At 66.0% G+C, this 21,633-nt stretch carries 23 protein-coding genes; 15 read left to right on the forward strand and 8 right to left on the reverse strand.

What is annotated here, in order from left to right; translation table 11 throughout:
* Window positions 1-3: 3 nt before the first annotated feature.
* Together N6C22_RS10300 and N6C22_RS10305 are read right to left on the reverse strand one after the other, a co-directional pair.
* Entirely contained in the window at window positions 4-504 is a 501-nt protein-coding gene (locus tag N6C22_RS10300) for a nitroreductase/quinone reductase family protein (RefSeq protein WP_261651017.1), read from the reverse strand.
* Window positions 505-581: 77 nt separating this feature from the next.
* Window positions 582-1,175 carry a hypothetical protein gene (locus tag N6C22_RS10305; RefSeq protein WP_261651018.1) on the reverse strand — a complete coding sequence of 198 codons (594 nt, stop codon included), beginning with the start codon at window positions 1,173-1,175 and terminating at the stop codon, window positions 582-584.
* Between the two features lie 196 nt (window positions 1,176-1,371).
* Here N6C22_RS10305 and N6C22_RS10310 point away from each other — a divergent pair, with 196 nt between their 5' ends.
* The 5 genes from N6C22_RS10310 to N6C22_RS10330 all read left to right on the forward strand — a co-directional run bounded on the left by N6C22_RS10310 (window position 1,372) and on the right by N6C22_RS10330 (window position 5,919).
* A complete protein-coding gene (locus N6C22_RS10310; RefSeq protein ID WP_261651019.1) occupies window positions 1,372-3,282 on the forward strand; it encodes a 2-oxoacid:acceptor oxidoreductase subunit alpha in 1,911 nt (636 codons plus the stop codon).
* A 3-nt stretch (window positions 3,283-3,285) separates the two neighbouring features.
* Window positions 3,286-4,221, forward strand: a complete 936-nt coding sequence (locus N6C22_RS10315; RefSeq protein ID WP_261651020.1) for a thiamine pyrophosphate-dependent enzyme — start codon at window positions 3,286-3,288, stop codon at window positions 4,219-4,221.
* 86 nt (window positions 4,222-4,307) lie between these two features.
* Window positions 4,308-4,736: an HTH-type transcriptional regulator LrpA1 gene (lrpA1, locus tag N6C22_RS10320; protein ID WP_261651021.1), complete on the forward strand. Its 429-nt coding sequence runs from the start codon at window positions 4,308-4,310 to the stop codon at window positions 4,734-4,736.
* Between the two features lie 74 nt (window positions 4,737-4,810).
* Window positions 4,811-5,293 carry an SRPBCC family protein gene (locus N6C22_RS10325; RefSeq protein ID WP_261651022.1) on the forward strand — a complete coding sequence of 161 codons (483 nt, stop codon included), beginning with the start codon at window positions 4,811-4,813 and terminating at the stop codon, window positions 5,291-5,293.
* Between the two features lie 71 nt (window positions 5,294-5,364).
* The gene (locus N6C22_RS10330; RefSeq protein ID WP_261651023.1) at window positions 5,365-5,919 is read left to right on the forward strand and encodes an NAD(P)/FAD-dependent oxidoreductase; all 555 of its coding nucleotides are present in this window, start codon (window positions 5,365-5,367) and stop codon (window positions 5,917-5,919) included.
* A gap of 18 nt (window positions 5,920-5,937) precedes the next feature.
* Here N6C22_RS10330 and N6C22_RS10335 read toward each other — a convergent pair whose 3' ends face one another.
* Window positions 5,938-6,795, reverse strand: a complete 858-nt coding sequence (locus tag N6C22_RS10335; protein ID WP_261651024.1) for a DMT family transporter — start codon at window positions 6,793-6,795, stop codon at window positions 5,938-5,940.
* 97 nt (window positions 6,796-6,892) lie between these two features.
* Between N6C22_RS10335 and N6C22_RS10340 the strand changes: the two genes are divergently transcribed.
* A complete protein-coding gene (locus N6C22_RS10340) occupies window positions 6,893-7,840 on the forward strand; it encodes a DMT family transporter (protein ID WP_261651025.1) in 948 nt (315 codons plus the stop codon).
* Here the strand turns inward: N6C22_RS10340 and queC are convergent.
* From queC to N6C22_RS10365, 5 genes are all read right to left on the reverse strand, one after another.
* Window positions 7,819-8,562, reverse strand: coding sequence for a 7-cyano-7-deazaguanine synthase QueC (gene queC / locus N6C22_RS10345; protein ID WP_261651026.1), 744 nt, complete (start codon window positions 8,560-8,562; stop codon window positions 7,819-7,821). The genes N6C22_RS10340 and queC overlap by 22 nt on opposite strands.
* Window positions 8,563-8,586: 24 nt before the next feature.
* Window positions 8,587-9,438 carry an RNA ligase family protein gene (locus N6C22_RS10350; RefSeq protein WP_261651027.1) on the reverse strand — a complete coding sequence of 284 codons (852 nt, stop codon included), beginning with the start codon at window positions 9,436-9,438 and terminating at the stop codon, window positions 8,587-8,589.
* A gap of 13 nt (window positions 9,439-9,451) precedes the next feature.
* Window positions 9,452-10,234, reverse strand: coding sequence for a 7-carboxy-7-deazaguanine synthase QueE (locus N6C22_RS10355; protein ID WP_261651028.1), 783 nt, complete (start codon window positions 10,232-10,234; stop codon window positions 9,452-9,454).
* Window position 10,235: 1 nt separating this feature from the next.
* Entirely contained in the window at window positions 10,236-10,703 is a 468-nt protein-coding gene (locus tag N6C22_RS10360) for a 6-pyruvoyl tetrahydropterin synthase family protein (RefSeq protein WP_261651029.1), read from the reverse strand.
* 138 nt (window positions 10,704-10,841) lie between these two features.
* Window positions 10,842-11,201, reverse strand: coding sequence for a helix-turn-helix domain-containing protein (locus tag N6C22_RS10365; RefSeq protein ID WP_369684408.1), 360 nt, complete (start codon window positions 11,199-11,201; stop codon window positions 10,842-10,844).
* 107 nt (window positions 11,202-11,308) lie between these two features.
* Between N6C22_RS10365 and N6C22_RS10370 the strand changes: the two genes are divergently transcribed.
* The 9 genes from N6C22_RS10370 to N6C22_RS10410 all read left to right on the forward strand — a co-directional run bounded on the left by N6C22_RS10370 (window position 11,309) and on the right by N6C22_RS10410 (window position 21,506).
* Window positions 11,309-12,208 (forward strand): prenyltransferase, encoded by a 900-nt coding sequence (locus N6C22_RS10370; protein ID WP_261651030.1) that lies wholly within the window; start codon window positions 11,309-11,311, stop codon window positions 12,206-12,208.
* A gap of 59 nt (window positions 12,209-12,267) precedes the next feature.
* Window positions 12,268-12,840 carry a chemotaxis protein CheW gene (locus tag N6C22_RS10375; RefSeq protein WP_261651031.1) on the forward strand — a complete coding sequence of 191 codons (573 nt, stop codon included), beginning with the start codon at window positions 12,268-12,270 and terminating at the stop codon, window positions 12,838-12,840.
* Between the two features lie 127 nt (window positions 12,841-12,967).
* On the forward strand, window positions 12,968-13,330 hold the full coding sequence (gene cheY / locus N6C22_RS10380; protein WP_089733104.1) for a chemotaxis protein CheY: 363 nt from the start codon (window positions 12,968-12,970) through the stop codon (window positions 13,328-13,330).
* A complete protein-coding gene (cheB, locus tag N6C22_RS10385) occupies window positions 13,327-14,433 on the forward strand; it encodes a chemotaxis-specific protein-glutamate methyltransferase CheB (RefSeq protein ID WP_261651033.1) in 1,107 nt (368 codons plus the stop codon). Before cheY ends, cheB begins: the two co-directional genes overlap by 4 nt.
* Entirely contained in the window at window positions 14,426-18,316 is a 3,891-nt protein-coding gene (locus N6C22_RS10390; protein WP_261651034.1) for an Hpt domain-containing protein, read from the forward strand. The genes cheB and N6C22_RS10390 overlap by 8 nt, the downstream gene beginning before the upstream one ends.
* Before the next feature lie 25 nt (window positions 18,317-18,341).
* Complete coding sequence (locus N6C22_RS10395; protein ID WP_368408714.1) at window positions 18,342-18,947, forward strand: chemotaxis protein CheC; 606 nt, start codon at window positions 18,342-18,344, stop codon at window positions 18,945-18,947.
* A complete protein-coding gene (locus N6C22_RS10400) occupies window positions 18,944-20,188 on the forward strand; it encodes a chemotaxis protein CheC (RefSeq protein ID WP_261651036.1) in 1,245 nt (414 codons plus the stop codon). The genes N6C22_RS10395 and N6C22_RS10400 overlap by 4 nt, the downstream gene beginning before the upstream one ends.
* A complete protein-coding gene (locus N6C22_RS10405) occupies window positions 20,185-20,706 on the forward strand; it encodes a chemotaxis protein CheD (RefSeq protein WP_261651037.1) in 522 nt (173 codons plus the stop codon). The genes N6C22_RS10400 and N6C22_RS10405 overlap by 4 nt, the downstream gene beginning before the upstream one ends.
* Window positions 20,703-21,506 carry a protein-glutamate O-methyltransferase CheR gene (locus tag N6C22_RS10410; RefSeq protein ID WP_261651038.1) on the forward strand — a complete coding sequence of 268 codons (804 nt, stop codon included), beginning with the start codon at window positions 20,703-20,705 and terminating at the stop codon, window positions 21,504-21,506. The genes N6C22_RS10405 and N6C22_RS10410 overlap by 4 nt, the downstream gene beginning before the upstream one ends.
* The last annotated feature ends 127 nt before the right edge of the window (window positions 21,507-21,633 follow it).

A 21,633-nucleotide genomic window follows, 5' to 3' on the forward strand; every position in this document is an offset into this window, starting at 1 on the left:
CGGTCAGTCGCGGTCGAGCAACGTGACGCGGAGCAACACCGTGTCGTGGACCGCCGGAACGAGTTCTTCGACGGTCGGGAGCCGGTGTCCCTCGATTCTGAGCCCGAGCAGTCGGGCGTTGACAGGGTTCTCGACGAGCCGTGCGCGGGCGAAGGCGGCGACCGCCTCGTCGTCGGGGACCGCCGTCGCGATGCCGAGGACGGTGGTCCCCCGCAGGCGGAGGCGGACCTCGCGCCCGCCTTCGAAGTTCTTCCACCAGCCGGACCGGGTGATGATGGCTACGTCGTAGCCCTCGTCGACCTCCCAGTAGGTCACCGGAATCGAGTACTCGCGTCCGGTCTTGCGGCCCGTAAACCGGATGAGACAGAAACAGTGGCTCAGGAACACGTGGAGTGGCGAGGCCAGCAGCAGCCGAACGAGTGGATTGACGAGTCTGACGAGCGGGCGTGGCGCGGGCTCGACGCGCTCGACTCGTATCGGTGCCGCAGCCGCTGACGTGCCCATGTCGGAGCTAGGGGTCGTGTGGCAATAACGCGGGCCTCATCCATCACACCGCTGGGTGGTTTTCGGGCAGCGGAGGCTCACTCCTGCGTGCTCGTGGTCATGAACGGGCCACCGAACTCGCGGTCCGTCGTGTCCCCGCCGCCATCGTTGTCCAGGTCGATTGTCAGCAGGGCCGTGTCCTCCAGCGCCCGCAGGAAGTGGGCCCGGATAGGCTCTCCGTCGCCTTCGACGAGGACGCCGATCTTCTTCCCGGCGTCCCGGCCGTATGCAACGACGTAGTCGCGTGCGAACCGTGCGACCGACCGTCGCCGGTCCGAGATCGTGGTCGCGACGGTGTGCCACTCGTCATCGAGGAGGAGCGACAGCGTCGCGCCCTCGGCGAGTGGTTTCCACCAGTCTCCGCGGCCGATGATGTACAGTCGGTTCTCGTTGTGCGGGAGGTGATGGACGCCGATCCGGGTCGTTCGCGCCTGCCCAGTCGTGGGGTCCACGACCCGCGCAAGTGTCAGCGCGTCGTCGAACCGGTCCCGAAGCGACGTACGCAACAGCAGGTTGGTGAACGGCCCGAGCAGCGCGTACCGGAACCGGCGCTCCAGCGGGCGCGTCTTGGTCACTCGGACCGGGAGGCCACCACCCTTGGCTTCGAATGGGTGTCTCGTCTCCGAACTCATGGGTGAGATAACGCGGTTCGGAAGGATTAGTGAACGCTAACCGAGGCGTGAGTACCGCTAGCACGCACCGCAAAATTTGCAACAAGTTCCAGCGTTTATCACAATTAATCCGTGCTAATGTATAGCAAAGGCTTTAGTCGCACTCGGTCGAACTTTAGGACACTAAGGTCTCAGCGAGGGGCCGTGATTACCGAGCATGACTGATGATGAACTCATCTGGCGAATCGCAGGGGGTTCCGGTGACGGGATCGACTCGACGAGTCAGAATTTCGCGAAAGCCCTGATGCGTGCCGGGCTGCACATTTTCACACACCGACACTATCCGTCGCGCATTCGCGGCGGCCACACGTATGTGGAGATCCGCGCATCTGGGGATGACGTACAGTCTCGGGGAGACGGGTACAACTGCTTGCTCGCCCTTGGCGACTCGTTCGCCCGTAACCCGAAAGAAGAAGCCGTCTACGGCGACGAGGAGATCAAGCCGCTCTCGGAGAACCTCGACGAGCTCCGCGAAGGTGGAATCATCGTCTACGACAGTGGCCTGTTCGACGAGGAGGACATCGAGGAGCTGAACCTCGAAGAACGCGCCGAGGAGAACGGCTGGCACCTCTACCCGTTCGACCTTCGCGGTCTCGCGAAGGAGCACGGCCGCGAGGTCATGCGTAACACCGCCGGTGTCGGTGTCACTGCCGCACTGCTGGGCATGGACCTCCAGCACATCGAGGACCTCATGCAGGACGCGATGTCCGGCGACATCCTCGAGAACAACCTCTCCATCCTCGAGGAGGCGTACGAGATGGCAGAGGAGCAGTTCGACTTCGAGCACGACCTGCGCGTCCCGACCGGCGACCACGACGAGGACCAGGTCCTCGTCTCCGGGTCGAACGCCATCGCCTACGGTGCCATCGACGCTGGCTGTCGCTTCATCGCCGGCTACCCGATGACCCCGTGGACCGACGTGTTCACCATCATGTCCCAGAACCTGCCCGAGATGGGCGGCATCTCCGAGCAGGTCGAGGACGAGATCGCCGCGGCCGCACTGGCCGTCGGTGCCAGCCACGCGGGCGTCAAGGCCATGTCCGGGTCGTCCGGCGGTGGCTTCGCGCTCATGTCCGAGCCGCTCGGTCTCGCCGAGATGACCGAGACGCCGCTCGTCCTCATCGAGTCCATGCGTGCCGGTCCCTCGACCGGGATGCCGACCAAGCCCGAGCAGGGTGACCTCGAACACGTCCTGTACACGAGCCAGGGCGACTCCCAGCGCGTCGTCTTCGCGCCGGGGAACATCGAGGAAGCGTACGAGCAGACCCGGATGGCGTTCCACGTCGCCTACGAGTACCAGATTCCGGTGATGCTCATCTACGACCAGAAGCTCTCCGGCGAGAACCAGAACCTCGACGAGAGCTTCTTCGACCGCGAGCCCGACCCGACCCTCGGCTCGACGCTCACGGAGGAGGAACTGACGGAGGCGGCCCACGACGTCGCCGGGAAGTACCACCGCTACGAGACCGACCCCGACGCGACCGAGAACGGCGTCAGCCCCCGCTCCCTGCCGGGGCAGAAGGGCGGTCGCTACCTCGCCTCGGGTAACGAGCACTGGCCGTCGGGCCACATCGCCGAGGACCCCGACAACCGCGTCATGCAGATGGACCGCCGCAAGCGCAAGCTCGAGTCCATCCGCCAGGAGCTGGACGAGGAGCACGAGACCCAGCAGACCTACTTCGGTCCGGAGGACGCCGACTACGGTATCATCACCTGGGGCTCCTCCCAGGGCAGCGTCGAGGAGGCCATCGACCGCCTCAACGACGACGGCCACTCCGTGAAGGGCCTCAGCGTCTCCGACATGATGCCGTTCCCGGAGACCGAGGTCAGCGAGTTCATCGAGAGCGTCGACGAGGCGATGGTCGTCGAGATGAACGCCACGGCACAGTTCCGCGGGCTCCTGCAGAAGGAACTCGGCCGCTACGGCGAGAAACTCTCCTCGCTGCTCAAGTACAACGGCAACCCGTTCGAGCCCGCCGAGATCGTCGAGGGCTACCAGATCAACCTCGAGGGTGGCTCGGAGGAACCGGCCGCACAGGTTCGAATCGAGCCGGCAGCAGGTGATTAGACAATGAGTGCATTCAACGCAATCGGAGAAGAACGCGACATCGAACGTGACGAGTACACACCGAAGAACGAACCCCAGCCGACGTGGTGTCCGGGATGCGGTGACTTCGGTGTCCTCAAGGCGCTGAAGCAGGCGCTTCCGGAAGTCGGTCTGAACCCGGAGGAGGTCCTGACCGTCACCGGTATCGGCTGTTCCGGGAAGCTGAACAGCTACCTCGACAGCTACGGGTTCCACACCATCCACGGCCGCTCGCTGCCGGTCGCCCGTGCCGCCAAGCTCGCCAACGATGGCCTCGAAGTCATCGCGGCTGGCGGTGACGGTGACGGCTACGGTATCGGTGGGAACCACTTCATGCACACCGCCCGGGAGAACCACGACATGACCTACATCGTGTTCAACAACGAGGTCTTCGGCCTGACGAAGGGCCAGACCTCGCCCACCTCTCCCAAGGGCCACAAGTCGAAGACGACGCCGCACGGCAACACGAAGACGCCGATTCGGCCGCTCTCGCTGGCCCTGACCTCCGGTGCGACGTACATCGCGCGCACCGCCGCGGTCAACCCGAACCAGGCCAAGGAGATCATCAAGGAGGCCATCGAGCACGACGGCTTCGCGCACGTCGACTTCCTCACCCAGTGCCCGACCTGGAACAAGGACGCACGGCAGTACGTCCCCTACATCGACATCCAGGACTCCGACGACTACGACCACGACATCAACGACCGCGAGGAGGCCTCGCGCATGATGTACGAGACCGAGACCCAGCTCTACGAGGGGACGGTCCTCACCGGTCGCTACTACGTCGACGACGAGGCAGAGTCCTACCAGGCCCAGAAGAAGGAGATCGGCGAGATGCCCAAGGAGCCGCTCGCGGAGCGGTACTTCGACGACGACTACGAGTGGGAGCGGAGCTACGACCTGCTCGAGCGCCACAAGTAATCGCGGCCGCGACCGGACCCCTCGCCGTGCGAGGACCGGTTCACGGATTCAAAAGATATTTTTCTGCGTGGGAAAATCTGTTCACTATGAGCACGCAGTCGACGGCCGACCGTATCCTCTCCGTTCTCGAAGAGGATGCCCAGGCCTCCTACGCCGAGATCGCGGAGCGGGCGGACGTGTCGAAACCGACGGTGAGAAAGTACATCCGACAGCTCGAAGACGACGGAGTCATCGTCGGCTATTCGGCAGACGTGGACCCGAAGAAGCTCTCCAGCCAGTCCATCGCGCTGGTCGGCATAGATGTCGACAGCGGGACCTACGTCGAGTCGACGCGCACCCTCAAAGAGCTGGATTCGGTGGAGTCCCTCTACACGTCCAGCGGTGACCACATGCTGATGGCCGAGGTGCGCGCGGCGGACGGCGACGCCCTCGGTGACATCATCCACGACGAGATACTCGCCATCGAGGGCGTGACCGCGGCCCACCCCTCGTTCCTGCAGGAGCGCCTGAAGTAACGCCGACTGCGTTCGACCGCGACCCCGCTTCCGCATCCCGCGCCCTTTTGGCTGCGTCGGCCCAACGTTTTCACATGCCCGTCTACCAGCGCGAGACCGTCGTCCGCGCGCCCTTCGAGACGGTCTGGGACTTCCACTCGCAGGTCTCCGGCCTCGAAGCGCTCACCCCTGGCTGGATGAACCTGCGCATCGAGTCCGTCACCGACGCCGACGGCGAGCCGGACCCCGACGTGCTGGACGTCGGGGCCGAGATATCGATGTCGATGCGCCCGCTGAACGTCGGGCCGCGCCAGCGCTGGACCTCCGTCATCACCGACCGGGAGGAGGACGACGGTGCGGCGTACTTCCGCGACGAGATGCGCGGTGGGCCCTTCCGGAAGTGGGTCCACACGCACAGCTTCTATGCGACCGACGGGGGCACGAAGATCGAGGACCGCGTCGAGTACCGGCTCCCCCTGAACGGCCTCGGTGACGCGGTCGGCCCGCTCGCCTGGGTCGGCTTCGAGCCGATGTTCCGGGCGCGTCACAAGGCGACGAAACGACTGCTGGAATCCTGACCGAGCGACGAATCCGGCAAGGCAGAGATGTAGGCACGAGCCTTTTGCAGCGCCGAGTGCTATCACGAGACATGGCTCACGTAATCGTCGTTGGCGGCGGACCGGCAGGACTGTCCGCGGCCCTGTTCACCGCGAAGAACGGCCTCGAAACCACCGTCTTCGACACCGACGGGACGTGGATGCACAAGGCCCACCTGTTCAACTACCTGGGTATCGAGTCCGAGGACGGCTCCGCGTTCATGGAGGACTCGCGCGAGCAGGTCGACGACTTCGGCGTCGACCGCCACCAGGGCGAGGAGGTCACCGGCGTCGAGGCCACCGGGGGCGGCTTCACCGTCACCACCGAGGACGACGAGTACGAGGCGGACTACGTCGTGCTCGCGACCGGCGCGAACCGCGACCTCGCCGAGGGCCTCGGGTGTGCCTTCGACGGGGACGTGGTCGACGTGGGCGTCTCCATGGAGACCAGCGTCGAGAACGCCTACGCGACCGGCGCGATGGTCCGCGACCAGGAGTGGCAGGCCGTCATCTCCGCGGGTGACGGCGCGGCCGCCGCGCTGAACATCCTCTCGAAGGAAGAGGGAGAACACTTCCACGACTTCGACACGCCGGCAGACGCGGAGTAGGAACTCGACACCGATTTTTCAGGACTGCGCCAGCACCACACCCGCGAGCACCAGCACCCCACCCACGACCGTCGTCGCGGTCACCGGCTCGGAGAGATACACCGCACCAAGCACGACTGTCACGGCCGGTTCGACCGTGCTCAACACGCTGGCTCGACTCGCGCCGACGCGCTGGATGCCAGCGAAGAAGGCGAAGATGGGGACGATGGTGGCGACCAGCGCGATGCCGACGACGACCGACCACTGGCTCGGACTCGACGGGACCGATAGGGTTCCGGTCAGGCTCCCGACCGCGATGAACGCCCCCGCCGCGGCCGGGAGGACGTGGGCGGTCAGGGTGCGGGGCCGAACCGAGTCGAGGGCCATCCCGCTGGCCGTGATGTAGCCTGCGTAGACCACCGCGGCGACGAGCACGATGGTCACGCCGAGCGGGTCCGCCCCGGCCGGGTCGACGCCGAGGACGAGTGCCACACCGGCGAGGCAGAGGATAAGCGCCGCAACGAGGCGAGGGGTGATGGTCTCGCGGCCACTCAGGAGTGCGAGACAGACCACGAAGGCGGGGTAGGTGTAGAGCACGATGCCCGCGAGCCCCGCGGTCAGGTAGCCCAGGCCGACGAAGTAGAGGCCGCTCATCAGGGCGTACCCGAGGGTCCCGAGCCCGAGCGCGACCGCGAGGCCGCGACCCGTGAGGAGTTGGGCGTTCCCGCGCAGGCCGAGCACCGCCCAGACGAGCAGGCTGGCGATGACGAACCGGGACGCCAGCAGCGTCGGGACCGTCAGCCCGGCCGCGTCGGCGAGCTTCCCGAAGATGCCGAGCGTGCCGAAGCCGACGGCTGAGACGATGACGAGCAGCGCCCCGGTTGTCTCGTCGTTCACGACCGGTCGAACTCGGTGTGCCCTGAAACCTCTCGCGATTCTCGCTGGGAGTGCCGATTCCGCAAGCAGTAAAGCCCCATCTCACATCGGTGGCGCTGTGTTCGCTGGACTCGCCGCCAGGACCGACGACGTGCCGCCGTGGGTGGCCCTCGTCGTGGCCGTGCTCGCCGTCAGTACGAGTGCCCCGCTCGTCCGCCTCTCGGAGGCCCCGAGCACCGTGAAGGCGCTCTACCGCGTCGCGTTCATGACGGCCATCGTCGCCCCGCTGGCCCTGCGACGGGGCTCCGGCGACTTCCAGCGCATCGGTCGGAAGGACCTCGGTGTGGCGATGGTCGCGGGTATCGCGCTCGCGGGCCACTTCGCGCTCTGGTTCGTGAGCCTCGATTTGACGACCATCGCCGCCAGCGCGACGCTCGTCCAGACGCAACCCCTGTTCGTCGCGCTTGGTGGTTGGGCACTGCTCGACGAGCGCGTGACGACGAAGACGGTCGTCGGCATCCTCGTCGCGGTGCTCGGGGCGTCGCTGATGGGCCTCGACGCAGCGTCGAGTACGACCGCCAGCGCGCCCTTGCTCGGCAACGTGTTGGCGGTGCTGGCGGCCGCGATGGCCTCCGGCTACGTGCTCGCAGGCCGGTCGCTCCGCCAGCGGATTCGCGTCTTTCCCTACGTCACCGTCGTCTACGCGGCCTGTACCGTCGTCCTTCTCGGAGTGGTGCTGGTGCAGGGACATCCCCTGCTTGGGTACGAACTCAGAGAGTGGGTCCTGTTCGCCGCGATGGCGGTGGGGCCGGGTATCTTCGGGCACACCGTCGTGAACTGGGTGCTCGAACGTGTCGAGTCGTGGGTCGTGAGCGTCTCCCTCTTGGGCGAGCCGGTCGGGAGCGCACTGCTCGCGCTGGCGCTCTTCTCGGAGATACCGGGACTGCTCACACTCGCTGGCGGGGCCGTCGTGCTCGCCGGTATCGGGGTGACGGTGTGGTCGCGGGACGCCGAGGCGGCGGAAGACGGGAAAACAGAGGGCGCTCAGTCGTCCGACTCGGCGTAGTTCGGGCGTTCTGCGTACTCGATGGGGTCCCGCACCCCGACGTTCTGGAACGCCTCCAGTCTGAAGGCACAGGAGTCACAGGTGCCGCAGGCGGGCTCGTTCGCCCGGTAGCAGCTCCAGGTGTGCTCGTAGGGCACGTCGAGTTCGACGCCGCGGGCCGCGATGTCGGTCTTCGACCACTCCACGAACGGGGCCTCGATGCTGATCTTGGTCTCCGGCTTCGTCCCCACGTCGACCAGCTTCTCGAACGCCTCGAAGAACGCGGGCCGGCAGTCCGGGTAGCCTGCGAAGTCCTCGGAGTGCGCGCCGATGAAGACGGCCTCACAGTCGTTGGCTTCGGCGTACGAGACGGCCATCGAGAGCAGGTTCGCGTTGCGGAACGGGACGTACGAGGACGGAATCTCGTCGCTGTCGGGGTCGGCGTCCTCGACGTCGATGTCGTCGTCGGTCAGCGAGGACGCGCCGATCTTCGCGAGGTGGCTCGTCTCGATGTGGAGGAAGTCGGCGGCGTGGACCTCCTCGGCGAGCCGGCGGGCGCACTCGTACTCGCGGGCCTCGGTGTTCTGGCCGTACGAGGTGTGGAGCAAGTAGAGCTCGTAACCCCGTGACTTCGCCTCGTAGGCGGCGGTCGCTGAGTCCATCCCGCCGGAGGCGAGGACGACGGCGCGCTTCTCGGTGGTTTCGGTGGACGATTCGTCGGTCGGAGTGGTGTCGGATGCCATGGGTGGGTTCTGGTGTGTCTGTGGTCAGGTACTGTCGATGCGTTGGAACAGCGAATGGACGCGGCCGGCGACCGCCGACGTGACGGCGGCCGGGTCGACCGGACTCTCGTGGTGGGTGATGCGGCCGTACTCGGCGCGGAAGACCCGGTCGACGGCGCGCTGGTGGATGGCTTCGGGCCGCGGCGGGCTGCCACCCGCGCGGTCGGTCAGGTCGCGGACGATACGGCGGACCATCCCCTCGGTGACGACGCGCTCGGCGAACTCCTCGGCGCTGGCGTCGACCGGGGTCGGGCCCTCCTGCAGGTCGACGCGGTCCGATTCGATGGCGGCCCGGAGGCCGCGCTTGTTCTTCACGACGACGCCCGCGGCGGGGCCGTCGTACCACGCGGAATCGGGGACCTCGTAGCCCTCGGGGTCGAAGTGCTTCGCCGGGACCTCTCGGTCGAAGGTGTTCACGGATGCGAGCCCGATGCCCTCGACGACCTTCTCCGCGATGTCCGGGGGCAGGAAGGCGTCGCGGTCGGCCCGCCAGACGTCGAACCCGACGAAGCTCGGGACACGGTCCCAGTCGTAGTCGATGGTCTGGCGGTGCATCGCCACGCCGTAGACGACGAGGTCGCCGGCGCTGTCGACGGCGTCCTGCAGGGCCGCGCGGTCGACCGTCTCGCGGACGTGTCGAACCGCGTGGCGATACTCCTCGGGGACCTGGTCGTCGGGCCAGTCACGGTTCCGGTCCCCGAAGGCGAGGACGCCCGTGTCACGCAGGGTTAACCGGAGGTGCGCCCCGTCGAGCTTCTCCGTCAGCCAGAGGTGGCCCTGGTCGAACAGCTCGTCGGGAGCGTCCGCGGCATCGGGGATGGGTGGGTAGGGGTGCATCGGTCCTGGTGACTCAGGTCTCGGGCGCGTCGTTCCAGAGGTCCACGTGCAAGCGTGGTGTGTACCGGTAGCCGTACTCCATCGCGAGTTCGGCGACGGGCTGGCGGGTCTCGGCGAGTCGGTCCCGGGTCGCACCCTCCGGCATGAGTAGAATCTCGTCGTCGCGGATGGGGTCCTCGGCCGCGTCCCGAACCGACTCGACGAGCGACTCGATTTCGGGCATGTCCTCGGGGCCGGTGACGACGAACTTCAGCTGGCGGTCGTACGCGTCGACCAGTCGGGCGAGCGTCTCCACGTCGATGCGCTCGCGCTCGTGGCGCTCGGCCCAGTCGTCGCTCTCGACCGGTTCGCCGTCGTCGCGCAACGTCTCGGGCGTCGGCGTGCTGTTCGCGAGTTTCGGCGAGATAGAGGCCAGGTCGATGGGAGCGTCGCGGTAGATGGTCCCGTTCGTCTCGACGGTGGTGTGGTAGCCCCGCTCGTCGAGTTCGTGGAGGAGGTCGACGACGCCCTCGTGGATGAGCGGTTCGCCGCCGGTGACGACGACGTGGTCGGCCTGCTTGTGGGACTCGACCTCGCTCACGATGTGCTCGATGTCCATCCAGGCGTGGGTCGGCTCCCACGACGTGTGGTAGGAGTCACAGAACCAGCACCGGAGGTTGCAGCCACTGGTCCGGACGAACACGCTGGGGACGCCCGCGAGGACGCCCTCGCCCTGCACCGAGTAGAACAATTCGTTGATGGGGAGGTCACCATCGGTTCCTGCTTCCTCATGCGGTGCCTCGCTCGTGACGGGCATCTCAGAACTCGCTCCCGCCGCAGAGTTCGGCCGTCTCGGCCACCTGGACGGAGACGTCGGTGACGTTGTCGGGGAGGCGCTCCATGAACTTCTCCTCGAGGAGCAGAGACATCACTTCGGCCGTCGGCGGGTGGTCGAGGACGACCAGCCCGTCTGCGTCGCCGGCGGCGTCGAAGGCATCGACGAGGGGGTCGCCGTCCTCGACGAGGAACCGGTGGTCCCACTCGTCGATTATCGAGGTAATATCGCCCTTGTCGACAACCCACCCCTCCTCGCTGAGGGTGCCGGTGATGCTGACGGCTATCTCGTAGTTGTGGCCGTGCGGGCGCGAGCACTTACCGTCGTGGTGGAGGATGCGGTGTCCCGCGCTGATTCGGATTGGCCGGTCGCGGCCGACGTGGAGCGTCCGTTCGTGTCCTGTGAGGTCACGGACGCCCGACTCGGTCTCTTCGAGTGCGCCTGGAGTCATACCTGGATATTATCCGAGTAACACTTGAATCTGCTGATGCGCAGACTCGTCGCTTCCGGTGCGGCGGTGCCTCGACGAGGGCCTCGGACGAAACAGCCTCACCAGTGGGGGTGAAGCCTGCAGGAGAACGCGGCGTGGTCAGTCGTCCATCTTGTCCTGGAGGCGGTTCTTCGCCTCCGAGCGCTCCTTGCGGGAGAACGATGGACCGGGGTCGGAGAAGTCGACGGCGATCTCGTCGAGCGTGCGTCGGTAGACGTTGGTTCGTCGGCCTTCGTCGGAGAGCTGACGGCCCTCGCACTGGAGGAGGCCGGTCTCGACGAGCTCTTCGATCCGTCGGTAGCAGGTCGCGATCGGGATACCGACCTCGTCGCTGAGTTCCTGCGCCGACGTCGGCGTCTGTGCTGCACACAGTATCTCCGCGCTGTACTTGTTGCCGAGCGTCGAGAGGACGTCCATCGCGGGGTCGTCACCCTCGCCCTGCCAGCTTGTCGAAGCCATCCGATGACCCATTCTCGATTATGAGAATTGAATCTTTTGGCGGGCTGATGAAGTAAGACGAGTGACACGTAGGGGTGTTTAGGTGGGTGGAACCACTAGCTACGGCCATGACTCGGGCCGGGACACGCCAGTTGTCTGCACTCTGGGGGATGTCCCGACCGTCCCAGCTTGCACTCATCCTCGTGGTGTATGCCCTCGGTGTCGCGATGGCGGCGGCCCGGGGGTGGACAGTCGACTCGATGGCCGTGCTCGTCGGCGGTGGTGCCCTGCTGCCGACCGCGGCCAGCATCCACTACGTCAACGAGTACGCCGACCACGAGACCGATGCACTGACCGAACGGACACGCTTCTCCGGCGGGAGTGGTGCCCTGGCGCGCACCGGCCTGTCGCCGCGACTCGCACTCCACGCCGCGGTCGCGAGTCTCACCGTCGGAACGGCCGTGACCGTCGCCGGGTTCGCGACGGGGCTGTTGCCACCGGTTCCACTCGTGCTCCTCATGGCCATCGCGGTAATCGGGTGGGCCTACTCGGTCGGCCCCGCACTCGCCTGGAACGGCCTCGGCGAGGTGACGAACGCGGTCCTCGGTGGCCTCGTCTTGCCGCTCTACGGGTTCGCGGTCGTCGGGGCTGACGTGGATGCGAGGGCGGTCCTCGCGGTGCTCCCGTTCGCCATCTACGTGTTCACGAATCTGCTGGCGACCCAGTGGCCGGACAGGGACGCGGACGCCACCGTCGGGAAGCGGACGCTACCGACGCGCTGGTCTCCCCACCGACTCCGGCGGGCGTACCTCGCGAGCGCGACGCTCTCGCTGGGGTCGCTGGCGGTGCTCCCGTTCCTCGGCCTCCTGCCGCCGACCGTCGGCTGGTCGAGTCTGGTCCTCGTTCCCGTCGCCGTCCTCGCGGCCCAGCGGTTCACCGTCGTCCGGTCGCCGTTCCCGACCGTGGCAGTGATGGTCGCCATGGCTGTTATCCAGTTGCTCGCGTGGCTGCGACTGGCGTTCTGGTGACCGAGCGCCCCCGTTCGGGGGTCAACGTTTTTACTGACCGGGGCAGATACCCCAACAGGATGTCAACGGACCTGCCAGACGAGTTGCTGGATATCGACGTCGAGAACCCGGAGGACGAGCCCGAACGCGAGATCCAGAGCGACCGCTCCCCCGAGAACGAACCGGACGAAGTCGAACGGTTCGTCGTGTTTCGAATCGGCGAGCAGCGCCTCGCGGTCAGCGTGGACGCCGTAAAGAGTATCGTGAAGGTGAAAGAGTGGACGCGGGTCCCGCGGACCTCGCCAGCCATCGACGGCATCATGGACCTCCGCGGGGAGATCACCGCGGTCATCGAACCGCGTGTCCACTTCACCGTCGAGCAGGAACCGTCGGGACTGAACCGCCAGCGTATCATCGTGTTCGACCGTGCCTCGGACAAACAGGGCGTCGGTATCCGTGTCGACGACGTCATGGGGGTCGAACTGGTTCCCCTCCGCTCCATCGTCCCGAGCGAGCACGCCGAGGACGAGGCTGGCGAGCACCCACTCGTGACCGCGGTCATCTACCACGAGGAGGATGGTCAGGTCGTCGACACGATGGGGTTGCTGGACATCAAAGGACTCATACAGGCGTCCGGGCAAGGAGCCCAGTGAATCGTACGGGCCTATTCCGCCGGTAACCGAGTCGTCACCGGTCCGTTCTACTGATTATCGCCGCTGATAACGGGGCAACAGCATTTATGTCTACGCTTCGTCTACCGTGGCTTGGTGTATTAACTGAATGTCGACAGGGGTGCTCATCGTGGACGACTCTCATTTTATGCGGAACCTCCTCAGGCAGATTCTGGAGGACGAGTACGATATCGTAGGAGAGGCGTCCAACGGGGCCGAAGCGGTCAAACTGTACAAAGAAGAGAATCCGGACATCGTGATGATGGACATCGTGATGCCGAAATGTAACGGTATCAAGGCGACAGCCGCCATCAAGAAGCTGGACCCGAGTTCACGTGTCATCATGTGCACATCGGTCGGCCAGCGCGAGAAGATGAAGCTCGCGGTCAAAGCCGGTGCCGATGGCTACGTGACCAAACCATTCGAAGAACCCAGCGTTCGCAAAGCGCTGAAAGACGTCGTCCCTGCATGACGAGCGTGCTGGTTGTCGACGATTCGCAGTTCATGCGAACGGTCATCGGCAACATCCTCGCGGACAACGGGTACGAGGTCTACAGCGCCAGCAACGGCAAGAAAGCAGTAGCAGCGGTCGCCGAACACGACCCCGACATCGTCACGATGGACGTCCAGATGCCCGGCATGAACGGCATCGACGCCGTCACCGAGATCATGGCGACGAACCCCACCCCTATCCTCATGCTCAGCGCACACACGAGCAAGGGTGCAGACGAGACGTTCGAGGCACTCGATAAGGGCGCGGTCGACTTCCTCGCCAAACCGAGCGGCGAGGTGTCGCCGAACATCGCGAGCCTCGCGGATCGGCTCGTGGAGAAGGTCCGGGCGGTCGAAGGTGTCGACGCGACCTCGATGACCGAGCCCCGCGCCACAGCCACCGCGGCGGCCGGGTCCACGGACGAGGGCGCGTGGCCCACCCACGACACGGGTGGCGACAGCGAGACGACGGCCAGCGGGCCGTACGTCAAGCATCCGACCATCGTCATCGGCGCATCGACGGGCGGTCCGAAGATCGTCGAACAGATCGTCACGAGCCTCCCGGTCGCCCTCGGCGCGAAGGTGCTGGTCGTCCAGCACATGCCCGCGTCGTTCACCGACCGCCTCGCCGCCCGCCTCGACAGCCTGTCGAACTACGACGTCTACGAAGCGACCGACGGGCTCCGTCTGCGTGACGGCGACATCGCCATCGCACGTGGGGACTACCACATGGAGGTGGTCTCGAACGTGGCCGGGAACGTTCGCATCCGGCTCACGCAGGAGGAGCGCCGCCACGGCGTCCGTCCCGCCATCGACGTGACCATGGAGACGGCAGCCGAGCGCGTCTCGGACCCACTCTGTGGCGTCACGCTCACCGGGATGGGCAAGGACGGCGCGGCCGGCATCGCGGCCATCAAGGAAGCTGGCGGCGCGACCATCGCACAGGACGAAGCATCGAGCCCCGTCTTCGGTATCCCGAAGCAGGCTATCGAGACCGGGTGTGTCGACCAGGTGCTCTCGGCGACGGACATCCCCGAGGGCATCTGTTCCGTATTCAGCCAGGAGGCACAGAGCCATGGATGAGTACCTCAGGGACTTCGTTCAGGAGTCCGAAGAGAACATCACGGAACTGAACAACGCGCTCCTCGAGCTCGAGCGCTCCCCCGACGACGACGAGGCGATGGGCCGCATCTTCCGGATGGCTCACACCCTCAAAGGAAACGCGGGTGCCATGGGGTTCGAGGATGCATCGAACCTCGCACACGCGATAGAGGACCTCCTCGAAGCTGTCCGGTCCGGACAGATCGAGGTCACGCCGGAGCTCATGGACGTGATATTCGGCGGCGTCGACGAACTCGAGACGATGCTGGACGACGTCCGCGCCTACGGTGAGATCCGGACGGATGCGTCCGAGACCATCGAAACCCTCCGGGAGGTCAAGGAGGCCGAGACGGGTATCCCGACGATCACGGACCCGGACGATGCGGCACTCGACGAGGCGGTCGAGGCCGCGAGAGACCTCACGGACGAGAACCACGACGTCTACCACGTCAGACTCGCCATCGAGGAGAACGACGAGCGACAGAACGGCCGACTGGTCGTGAAGGCGCTCGCAGACGCGTTCGACCTCCTCGGCACCGTCCCCGAGGAGGACACGCTCGCCGCGGGCGAGTACGACGGTACCCTCGACGCGGTGTTCGGCAGCGCCGTCGGCGAGGCGGCCATCTCTGCCGCACTCGAACCCGTCGACGCGGTCGCGGACGACCGCATCACGGAGGTGACCGAGCGCTACGAGGCGTCACGCGTCGAGGAAGGCGTCATCGAGGACGAGTTCGACGACCTCTTCGAGGAGGACCCGGGCTCGGACATCGACTCCTCGGCCGCACAGGACATGTCCGTCGACGACCTCCTCTCGGAGTTCGACGAGTACGACGACCTCGACGCCATGGTCGAGGAGATGGACGACGTCTCCGGGTTCGACGACCTGGGCGACGCCGGCTCCTTCGACGACATCGACTTCGGCGACGACCTCGCCGACGACGGTGACAGCGTCGCGGAACCCGCTGGCGAAGCGGGCGGCGACGTCGAGGAACCCGACGAGCCCGAGACCGCCGCCGAACCCGACCCAGCGCCATCCGAAGACCCCGACGAGGAGGTCGACGATGCGGCTGCGACCTTCGCGGAACTCAAACAGGAGGTCGACCCGGTCGGTTTCGACGAACTGCAGGACGAACTCGCCGAACTGGAGTTCGACGAGTACTCCGACGAGGAGGAGGTCGGCTTCGACGAACTCCTCGGAGACGACTTCGAGGAGCGAGACGACGACTTCTTCTCGCAGGGCGAGTCCGCGGTCAGCAGTGGCCAGGACGAGGTCAGCATGGCGGACCTCGTCGGCGACGACGAGGTCTCCGGGTTCGAGGATGCCGAAGACGAGTCCGACGAGGACCTCGACCTTGGTGAGGACCTGGACCTCGACGAGGAGTTCGGCGAAGCGGTGGACGATTCGGCGGACGAAGCGGTCGATGCGGCCGACAGCATCGACGCAGACGCCGATGAGTCCAGCGACTCCCCGGCCGAGGCGGACGCGGACGAGCCGGCTGTCGAAGCCGACGCGCCCGCAGATGTCGAGGTCGACCTCGGGTTCGAGGAGTCGGACGACGACCTCGGGTTCGAGGACGCAGGTACCGACTCAGAATTCGACGAGGTCGAGGCTGCGCCCGAGTCCGAGGACGTCGACACCGAGTTCGACGACGTCGACACCGAATCCGGATTCGACGAGGTCGATACCACGACCGAGCCCGAGGACGCGACTGTCGGCTTCGATGACGCGGCATCGAGCGACGAGTTCGACGACGATATCGAGACCGACTTCGATACGGACGAATCCACCGAGACCGCCGACGAGGCCGCAACGGTGAACACGGCTGAAGCGTCCGCCACCGAGGCAGACGTGGACGCCGAGGTTGCGGCGGACGCTGACGTTGCGGCGGACGACGACGTGGACGCGGTCGACGATTCCGCGGCCACCGACGAGTTCGCCGACGCCGACGACTCGGCCGAGGTGGCGGACTCCGCCGAGGAGCCCAAACCCGCAACCACTGCAGACACCGACGACGAGACGGACGACTTCGGCAGCTTCGACGGTGCTGACGACTTCGGTTCCGGCTCGGTCGGCGGCGCCGCCTTCGACGACGACCTCGGCGACGACTTCGAACTCGACACTGCGGACCCCTCGGAGACCGCCGCCGCAGCCGCCGAGGCCGAATCGGTCGACGAGCCCGAGGACGACGACCTGACGGACGAGGAATCCGACCTCGACGAGGGCGTCGCGCTCGGTGACGAGTACGTGGACCTTGACCCGGCGACCCCGGCGGATGGGGACACCGAAGCCGAGGCCTCGGCGGAATCCGACGAGGCGGACACCGCGACACCGACCGACGACGAGGACCTTTCGCCCCTCGAGCGCGCCCGTGCCCGTTCGGACCTCGACCTCGACGACGTCGAGGTCGGCGAGTTCGAACTCGACGAAGCGGAGGCACAGGCGAGCACCGAGACGACGGTCGAGACCGGTGATTTCGACGCGATTGGAAGCAGCGATTTCGACTCGGGTACCGACAGTGTCGCCGACTCCGGTAGCTTCGGTGGGCTGGACGACTCGGGTCTCGACTACGGCGACTTCGACGAACCCCCAGCCGACTCGACGGCAGACGAAGACGGCGGGGACGAGCCCGACGACACCGCGCCGAGCGGCCCGGTCGTCGACGGCTCGGAGTACGAGGTCGATATCCAGACCCTCGGCGACGAGGACGACGAAGCCGACTCGGAGGGCGAGATACAGTCCATCCGCGTCGACGTCGAGCAGGTCGACCGCCTGCTGAACCTCGTCGAGGGGCTGGTCACCAGCCGCGTTCGCCTGCGCCGCACCGTCGAGGAGGGGGCCGACCCCGCCGAACTCGACGACGAACTGGACGAGCTGGAGGACCTCACCGGTGAACTTCAGGACACCGTGATGGACGTCCGGCTCGTGCCGGTGAAGATGGTCGTGAACACGCTCCCGCGCGTGGTCCGCGACATCTCCCGCGAACAGGACAAGCAGGTCGCGTTCGAGATGGAGGGTGAGTCGGTCGAGGTCGACCGCTCCATCCTCGACCAGATCTCGGACCCGCTGGTCCACATCGTTCGCAACGCGGTCGACCACGGTATCGAATCGCCCGACGAGCGCGAGGAACTCGACAAGCCCACCGAAGGGCAGGTCACCTTGCGAGTCGAACGCGCCCGCGACCAGGTCGTCATCGAAGTCGAAGACGACGGTCGCGGGCTCGACCCTGACCGCCTCCGCGAGGAGGCCGTCGAGGAGGGCATCCTCACCGAGGCGGAAGCAGCGGAGCTCCCCGACTCGGAGGCGTACGACCTCATCTTCCACCCCGGGCTGTCGACGGCGTCGGAGGTTACCGACGTCTCCGGCCGCGGTGTGGGGATGGACGTCGTCAAGAGCACCGTCAACGACCTCGACGGCACGGTGACCGTCGAGTCGGAGCAGGGCGAAGGAACCACCATCCGGATGCTGCTCCCCGTCACCGTCGCTATCGCGGACGTCCTGTTCGTGGAGTCCGGTGACGAGGAGTTCGGCGTGCCGGTCAAGGTCGTGCGCGACATCGGCCCTGCGGTCGACGTGCGTGAGGAGGACGGACAGGAGGTCATCGTCGACGGCGACGAGACGCTCCCGCTTGTCCGCCTGAACGAAGCCCTCGGGACGCCCGGGACCCCCCGTAACGGCACGGGGATGTACCTGCGCATCCGGAGCGGCGTCAGACCGCTCGCGATCCACTGCGACGAGGTTCGCGGGCAACAGGAGGTCGTCGTCAAGCCCTTCGAGGGCGTACTCGGCGGCATCCCCGGCCTGAGCGGGGCGACGGTGCTCGGCGAAGGTGAAGTCGTGAACATCCTGGATGTGAAGACACTATGAACGGACGAAACCACAGGAGGCAATCATGAGTTTGATGGTCGACATTCGGAAGCTGAGTTTCATCAACGAGATGGCGAAGGTCGGGACCAACGGGGTCGCCGACAACATGAGTAAACTGACAGGCGAGGATGCCCGGATGGAGGTGACGAAGACGAACTTCATCGACATCCAGGACATCAAGAAGCAACTGGACGCCGGCAAACGTGTCGGCGTCAGGGTGCGCCTGATGGAGCCCCCGCACGGGCACATCCTCATCCTGTTCCCCGAGTCGAGCGCGAAGAAGATCACCGCGCTCATGCTCTCGGACATGGTCGACGACATGTCCCAGGTATCGGGCGAGATGGCTCGCTCGGCCGTCGAAGAGCTCGGCAACATGATGGCGTCGGGCTTCATCGACGGCTGGGCGGACGTGCTCGGCCGCACCATCGACATCGCGACACCGCAACTGGTGTACGCACCGGCCGGTGAGATCGTCGAACGGACCGCAGGCCTCGGCGGCGAGGACCTCGCGCTGTTCTTCGACTCCAACCTGACGGTGCCGAGTTACGACATCAACGCCGAGATCTACGCCTTCCCGAACCTCGAAGAGTTCGTGGAGATGGTCAACAATATCGAAGCCAGGCCGACATGAAACTGGACATCACCGCACTCGGGACCTTCTACGACATGGCTCGGGAAGGTGCCGGCCTCGCCGCGGGTCGCCTGACGCGCATGACCGACGTGGACACCCGCGTCGGCGTCACGAAGCTGAACTTCATGCGCGGCTCGGAGATCCGGACGGAGTTTGAGGACGACGTGCCCAAGGTGGGCATCCGCGTCGAACTCTCCGGCGGGCTGGACGGGCACTCGATAATCATCTTCGAGCGCGACGCGGCCCTCAGCATCGTCAAGACGCTGGTCGGTGAATCCGACGCCGACGAGTTCAACGACATGAACCGCTCGGCGATGACCGAGGTCGGCCAGATCATGAACGCCGGGTTCATCGACGGCTGGGCGGACGTGCTCGGGACCGTCATCGACGTGTCGACGCCGGAGTTCGTCGAGGGGACGACCGCGGAGCCGTTCCTCGGCGACCTCGAGGCAGCACCCGACGAGGGCGACCTCGCGCTGTTGTTCCAGAGCCAGATCGAGGCGGTCGACACGGAGATCGGGTTCAAGCACTACCTGTTCCCCGAGCGGGAGTCGATGGCGGACATCCTCGAACAGCACGGCGACCCCGACAGCCGGGGTATCGAGTACGACAAGCTCGCCGGCTTCGACGAGATGGCCCAGCAAGGGGCGAAAGAGGTCGCCTCGAACATCACGACGCTCACCGGCATCGAGACGAGCGTGAAGATCCGCCGCCTGAAGTTCGCCTCGCTGGAGGCGATTCCCCAGGAGATCGACGACGAGATGCTCGTCGGCGTGGCGCACGAACTCGACGGCACCCCCTCCGGGTACCTGCTGTTCCTGTTCGACGAGCGCTCGGCCCGCGAGGTCGTCGAGGCGACCGTGCCGAACCCGCCGGACGACGAGTTCGGTGACCTCGGCAAGAGCGCCATCAAGGAGCTCGGGAACATCATGGCCTCGGGCTTCATCGACGGCTGGGCGAACGTGCTGGACACGACCATCGACCACTCGCCGCCGCAGTACATCCACGACTTCGGGGCGGCGGTCATCGACCCGGTCATCATCCAGCTCGGCGAGAACCAGGACTTCGCGTTCGTCTTCGACACGGTCATCAAGGCCGACGACCGCGAGTTCGACTGTTCCATCTACGCCATCCCGGACGAGGAGGACCTCGAACGGGCGCTCAACAACCTCGACATCGAGCGTATCGCCGACGCCGAGACGAAAGCAGACTTCCCGATAGATGAAGTGGAGAACGCATGAAGACGTACGGAAGTGAACCAGGCGCGCCGGAGCCGGTCCAGGTCGGTATCTCGGAGTTCGTCGTCAGGGGCAAGGAGTCTGAGGACACGCTCAAGTCTTACGGACTCGGCTCCTGTCTGGCAATCGCCCTCTACGACCCTGACACCCGAATCGGCGGACTGGCACACGTCATGCTCCCCGACGGTGACGCCGCCGACGGGGCCGACACGCAGCCCGGCAAGTACGCCGATACGGCCATCCGCGCGATGCTCCGCCGGATGGTCGAGAAGGGTGCGGCGTACACCTCGGTCGAAGCGAAGATAGCGGGCGGGAGCGACATGTTCCAGTTCGAGTCCTTCGGTGAGGGCGTCGGCAAGCGGAACGTCGCCGCGGCCAAGGAGGAACTCGAGAAGCTCGGCGTCCCCATCATCGCGGAGGACGTCGGCGGCCAGCGCGGCCGCACCGTCGAGTTCGACGTGCAGACCGGGACGCTCCGGATCCGGACTGCAGACAGCGAGCACGCGGTGGAGGAACTGTGACGGAGGAGGAGTCTTTCCTCCGAGTCGCCACCTACGTCGAAGACCAGATCGGGTTCGCGACCAGTCATTACAACGACAGCTACCTGAAGCGGCGGCTCTCCTCGCGGATGCGCCGGACCGGCGCGGCCGACTACGACGAATACCTCGACATCCTCAAGGATGACGGGGATGAGCCCAAGGAACTGCTCGACGCGCTCTCGATCAACGTCACGGGGTTCTTCCGGAACCCGGACGTCTGGGAGGGAATCCGGTCGGTGTTGCGTGACCTCTCCGCCGAGCAAGACCGGGTCCACGTCTGGTCCGCCGCCTGTGCCGACGGTCGCGAACCGTACTCGCTGGCGATGCTCGCCCTCGACGACCCGCGGGTCGATGCCGAGAAGTTCCACATCTACGGGACCGACATCAACGACGAGGCCCTCCGGACGGCACAGGAGGGCGTCTACCGCAGCACCCGGACCGTCGATATCGAGGACCAGCTCGGCTTCCTCTCGAACTTCCACGCCTACGTGGACAAACAGGAGAACCGCTTCGAGGTGACCGACCGGGTGAAGCGCAAGGTCACCTTCGCCAAGCACGACCTCATCAACGACCGCGCGAAGTCCGGCTTCGACCTGGTCATCTGCCGGAACCTGTTCATCTACATCGACAACGAGTACAAACAGCCCATCCTCGAGACCATCGCGCGGTCACTGCGCCCCGACGGCTATCTCGTCATCGGGAAGGCAGAGACCATCCCGCCACAGCTCAAGTCGGCGTTCTCCGTCCTCGACGGTCGCCTCCGAATCTACCAGCGGGAGTAACTCCCGTCCCTGTCCGTTCTTCGGTCGCCTCGTCTCACCAGCGATGCGGCCGCTCTCACATTCAAACTCGTTGCCAGGCGCTCGCGACGCTCAGCGGGTAGACCGTACAAGAACCAAAGTGACCGAG

Source organism: Haloarchaeobius sp. HME9146, from assembly GCF_025399835.1.
Taxonomy (GTDB): domain Archaea; phylum Halobacteriota; class Halobacteria; order Halobacteriales; family Natrialbaceae; genus Haloarchaeobius.

Bases quoted from the DNA above. Each gene is read 5' to 3' on its own strand.
- cheY (WP_089733104.1), top strand. From the start codon at position 12,968: ATGTCGACAGGGGTGCTCATCGTGGACGACTCTCATTTTATGCGGAAC.
- N6C22_RS10400 (WP_261651036.1), top strand. From the start codon at position 18,944: ATGAAACTGGACATCACCGCACTCGGGACCTTCTACGACATGGCTCGG.
- N6C22_RS10365 (WP_369684408.1), bottom strand. From the start codon at position 11,201: ATGGCTTCGACAAGCTGGCAGGGCGAGGGTGACGACCCCGCGATGGAC.
- N6C22_RS10360 (WP_261651029.1), bottom strand. From the start codon at position 10,703: ATGACTCCAGGCGCACTCGAAGAGACCGAGTCGGGCGTCCGTGACCTC.
- queC (WP_261651026.1), bottom strand. From the start codon at position 8,562: ATGGCATCCGACACCACTCCGACCGACGAATCGTCCACCGAAACCACC.
- N6C22_RS10355 (WP_261651028.1), bottom strand. From the start codon at position 10,234: ATGCCCGTCACGAGCGAGGCACCGCATGAGGAAGCAGGAACCGATGGT.
- lrpA1 (WP_261651021.1), top strand. From the start codon at position 4,308: ATGAGCACGCAGTCGACGGCCGACCGTATCCTCTCCGTTCTCGAAGAG.
- N6C22_RS10375 (WP_261651031.1), top strand. From the start codon at position 12,268: ATGTCAACGGACCTGCCAGACGAGTTGCTGGATATCGACGTCGAGAAC.
- N6C22_RS10310 (WP_261651019.1), top strand. From the start codon at position 1,372: ATGACTGATGATGAACTCATCTGGCGAATCGCAGGGGGTTCCGGTGAC.
- N6C22_RS10350 (WP_261651027.1), bottom strand. From the start codon at position 9,438: ATGCACCCCTACCCACCCATCCCCGATGCCGCGGACGCTCCCGACGAG.
- N6C22_RS10315 (WP_261651020.1), top strand. From the start codon at position 3,286: ATGAGTGCATTCAACGCAATCGGAGAAGAACGCGACATCGAACGTGAC.
- N6C22_RS10405 (WP_261651037.1), top strand. From the start codon at position 20,185: ATGAAGACGTACGGAAGTGAACCAGGCGCGCCGGAGCCGGTCCAGGTC.
- cheB (WP_261651033.1), top strand. From the start codon at position 13,327: ATGACGAGCGTGCTGGTTGTCGACGATTCGCAGTTCATGCGAACGGTC.
- N6C22_RS10330 (WP_261651023.1), top strand. From the start codon at position 5,365: ATGGCTCACGTAATCGTCGTTGGCGGCGGACCGGCAGGACTGTCCGCG.
- N6C22_RS10390 (WP_261651034.1), top strand. From the start codon at position 14,426: ATGGATGAGTACCTCAGGGACTTCGTTCAGGAGTCCGAAGAGAACATC.
- N6C22_RS10300 (WP_261651017.1), bottom strand. From the start codon at position 504: ATGGGCACGTCAGCGGCTGCGGCACCGATACGAGTCGAGCGCGTCGAG.
- N6C22_RS10305 (WP_261651018.1), bottom strand. From the start codon at position 1,175: ATGAGTTCGGAGACGAGACACCCATTCGAAGCCAAGGGTGGTGGCCTC.
- N6C22_RS10370 (WP_261651030.1), top strand. From the start codon at position 11,309: ATGACTCGGGCCGGGACACGCCAGTTGTCTGCACTCTGGGGGATGTCC.
- N6C22_RS10395 (WP_368408714.1), top strand. From the start codon at position 18,342: ATGAGTTTGATGGTCGACATTCGGAAGCTGAGTTTCATCAACGAGATG.
- N6C22_RS10325 (WP_261651022.1), top strand. From the start codon at position 4,811: ATGCCCGTCTACCAGCGCGAGACCGTCGTCCGCGCGCCCTTCGAGACG.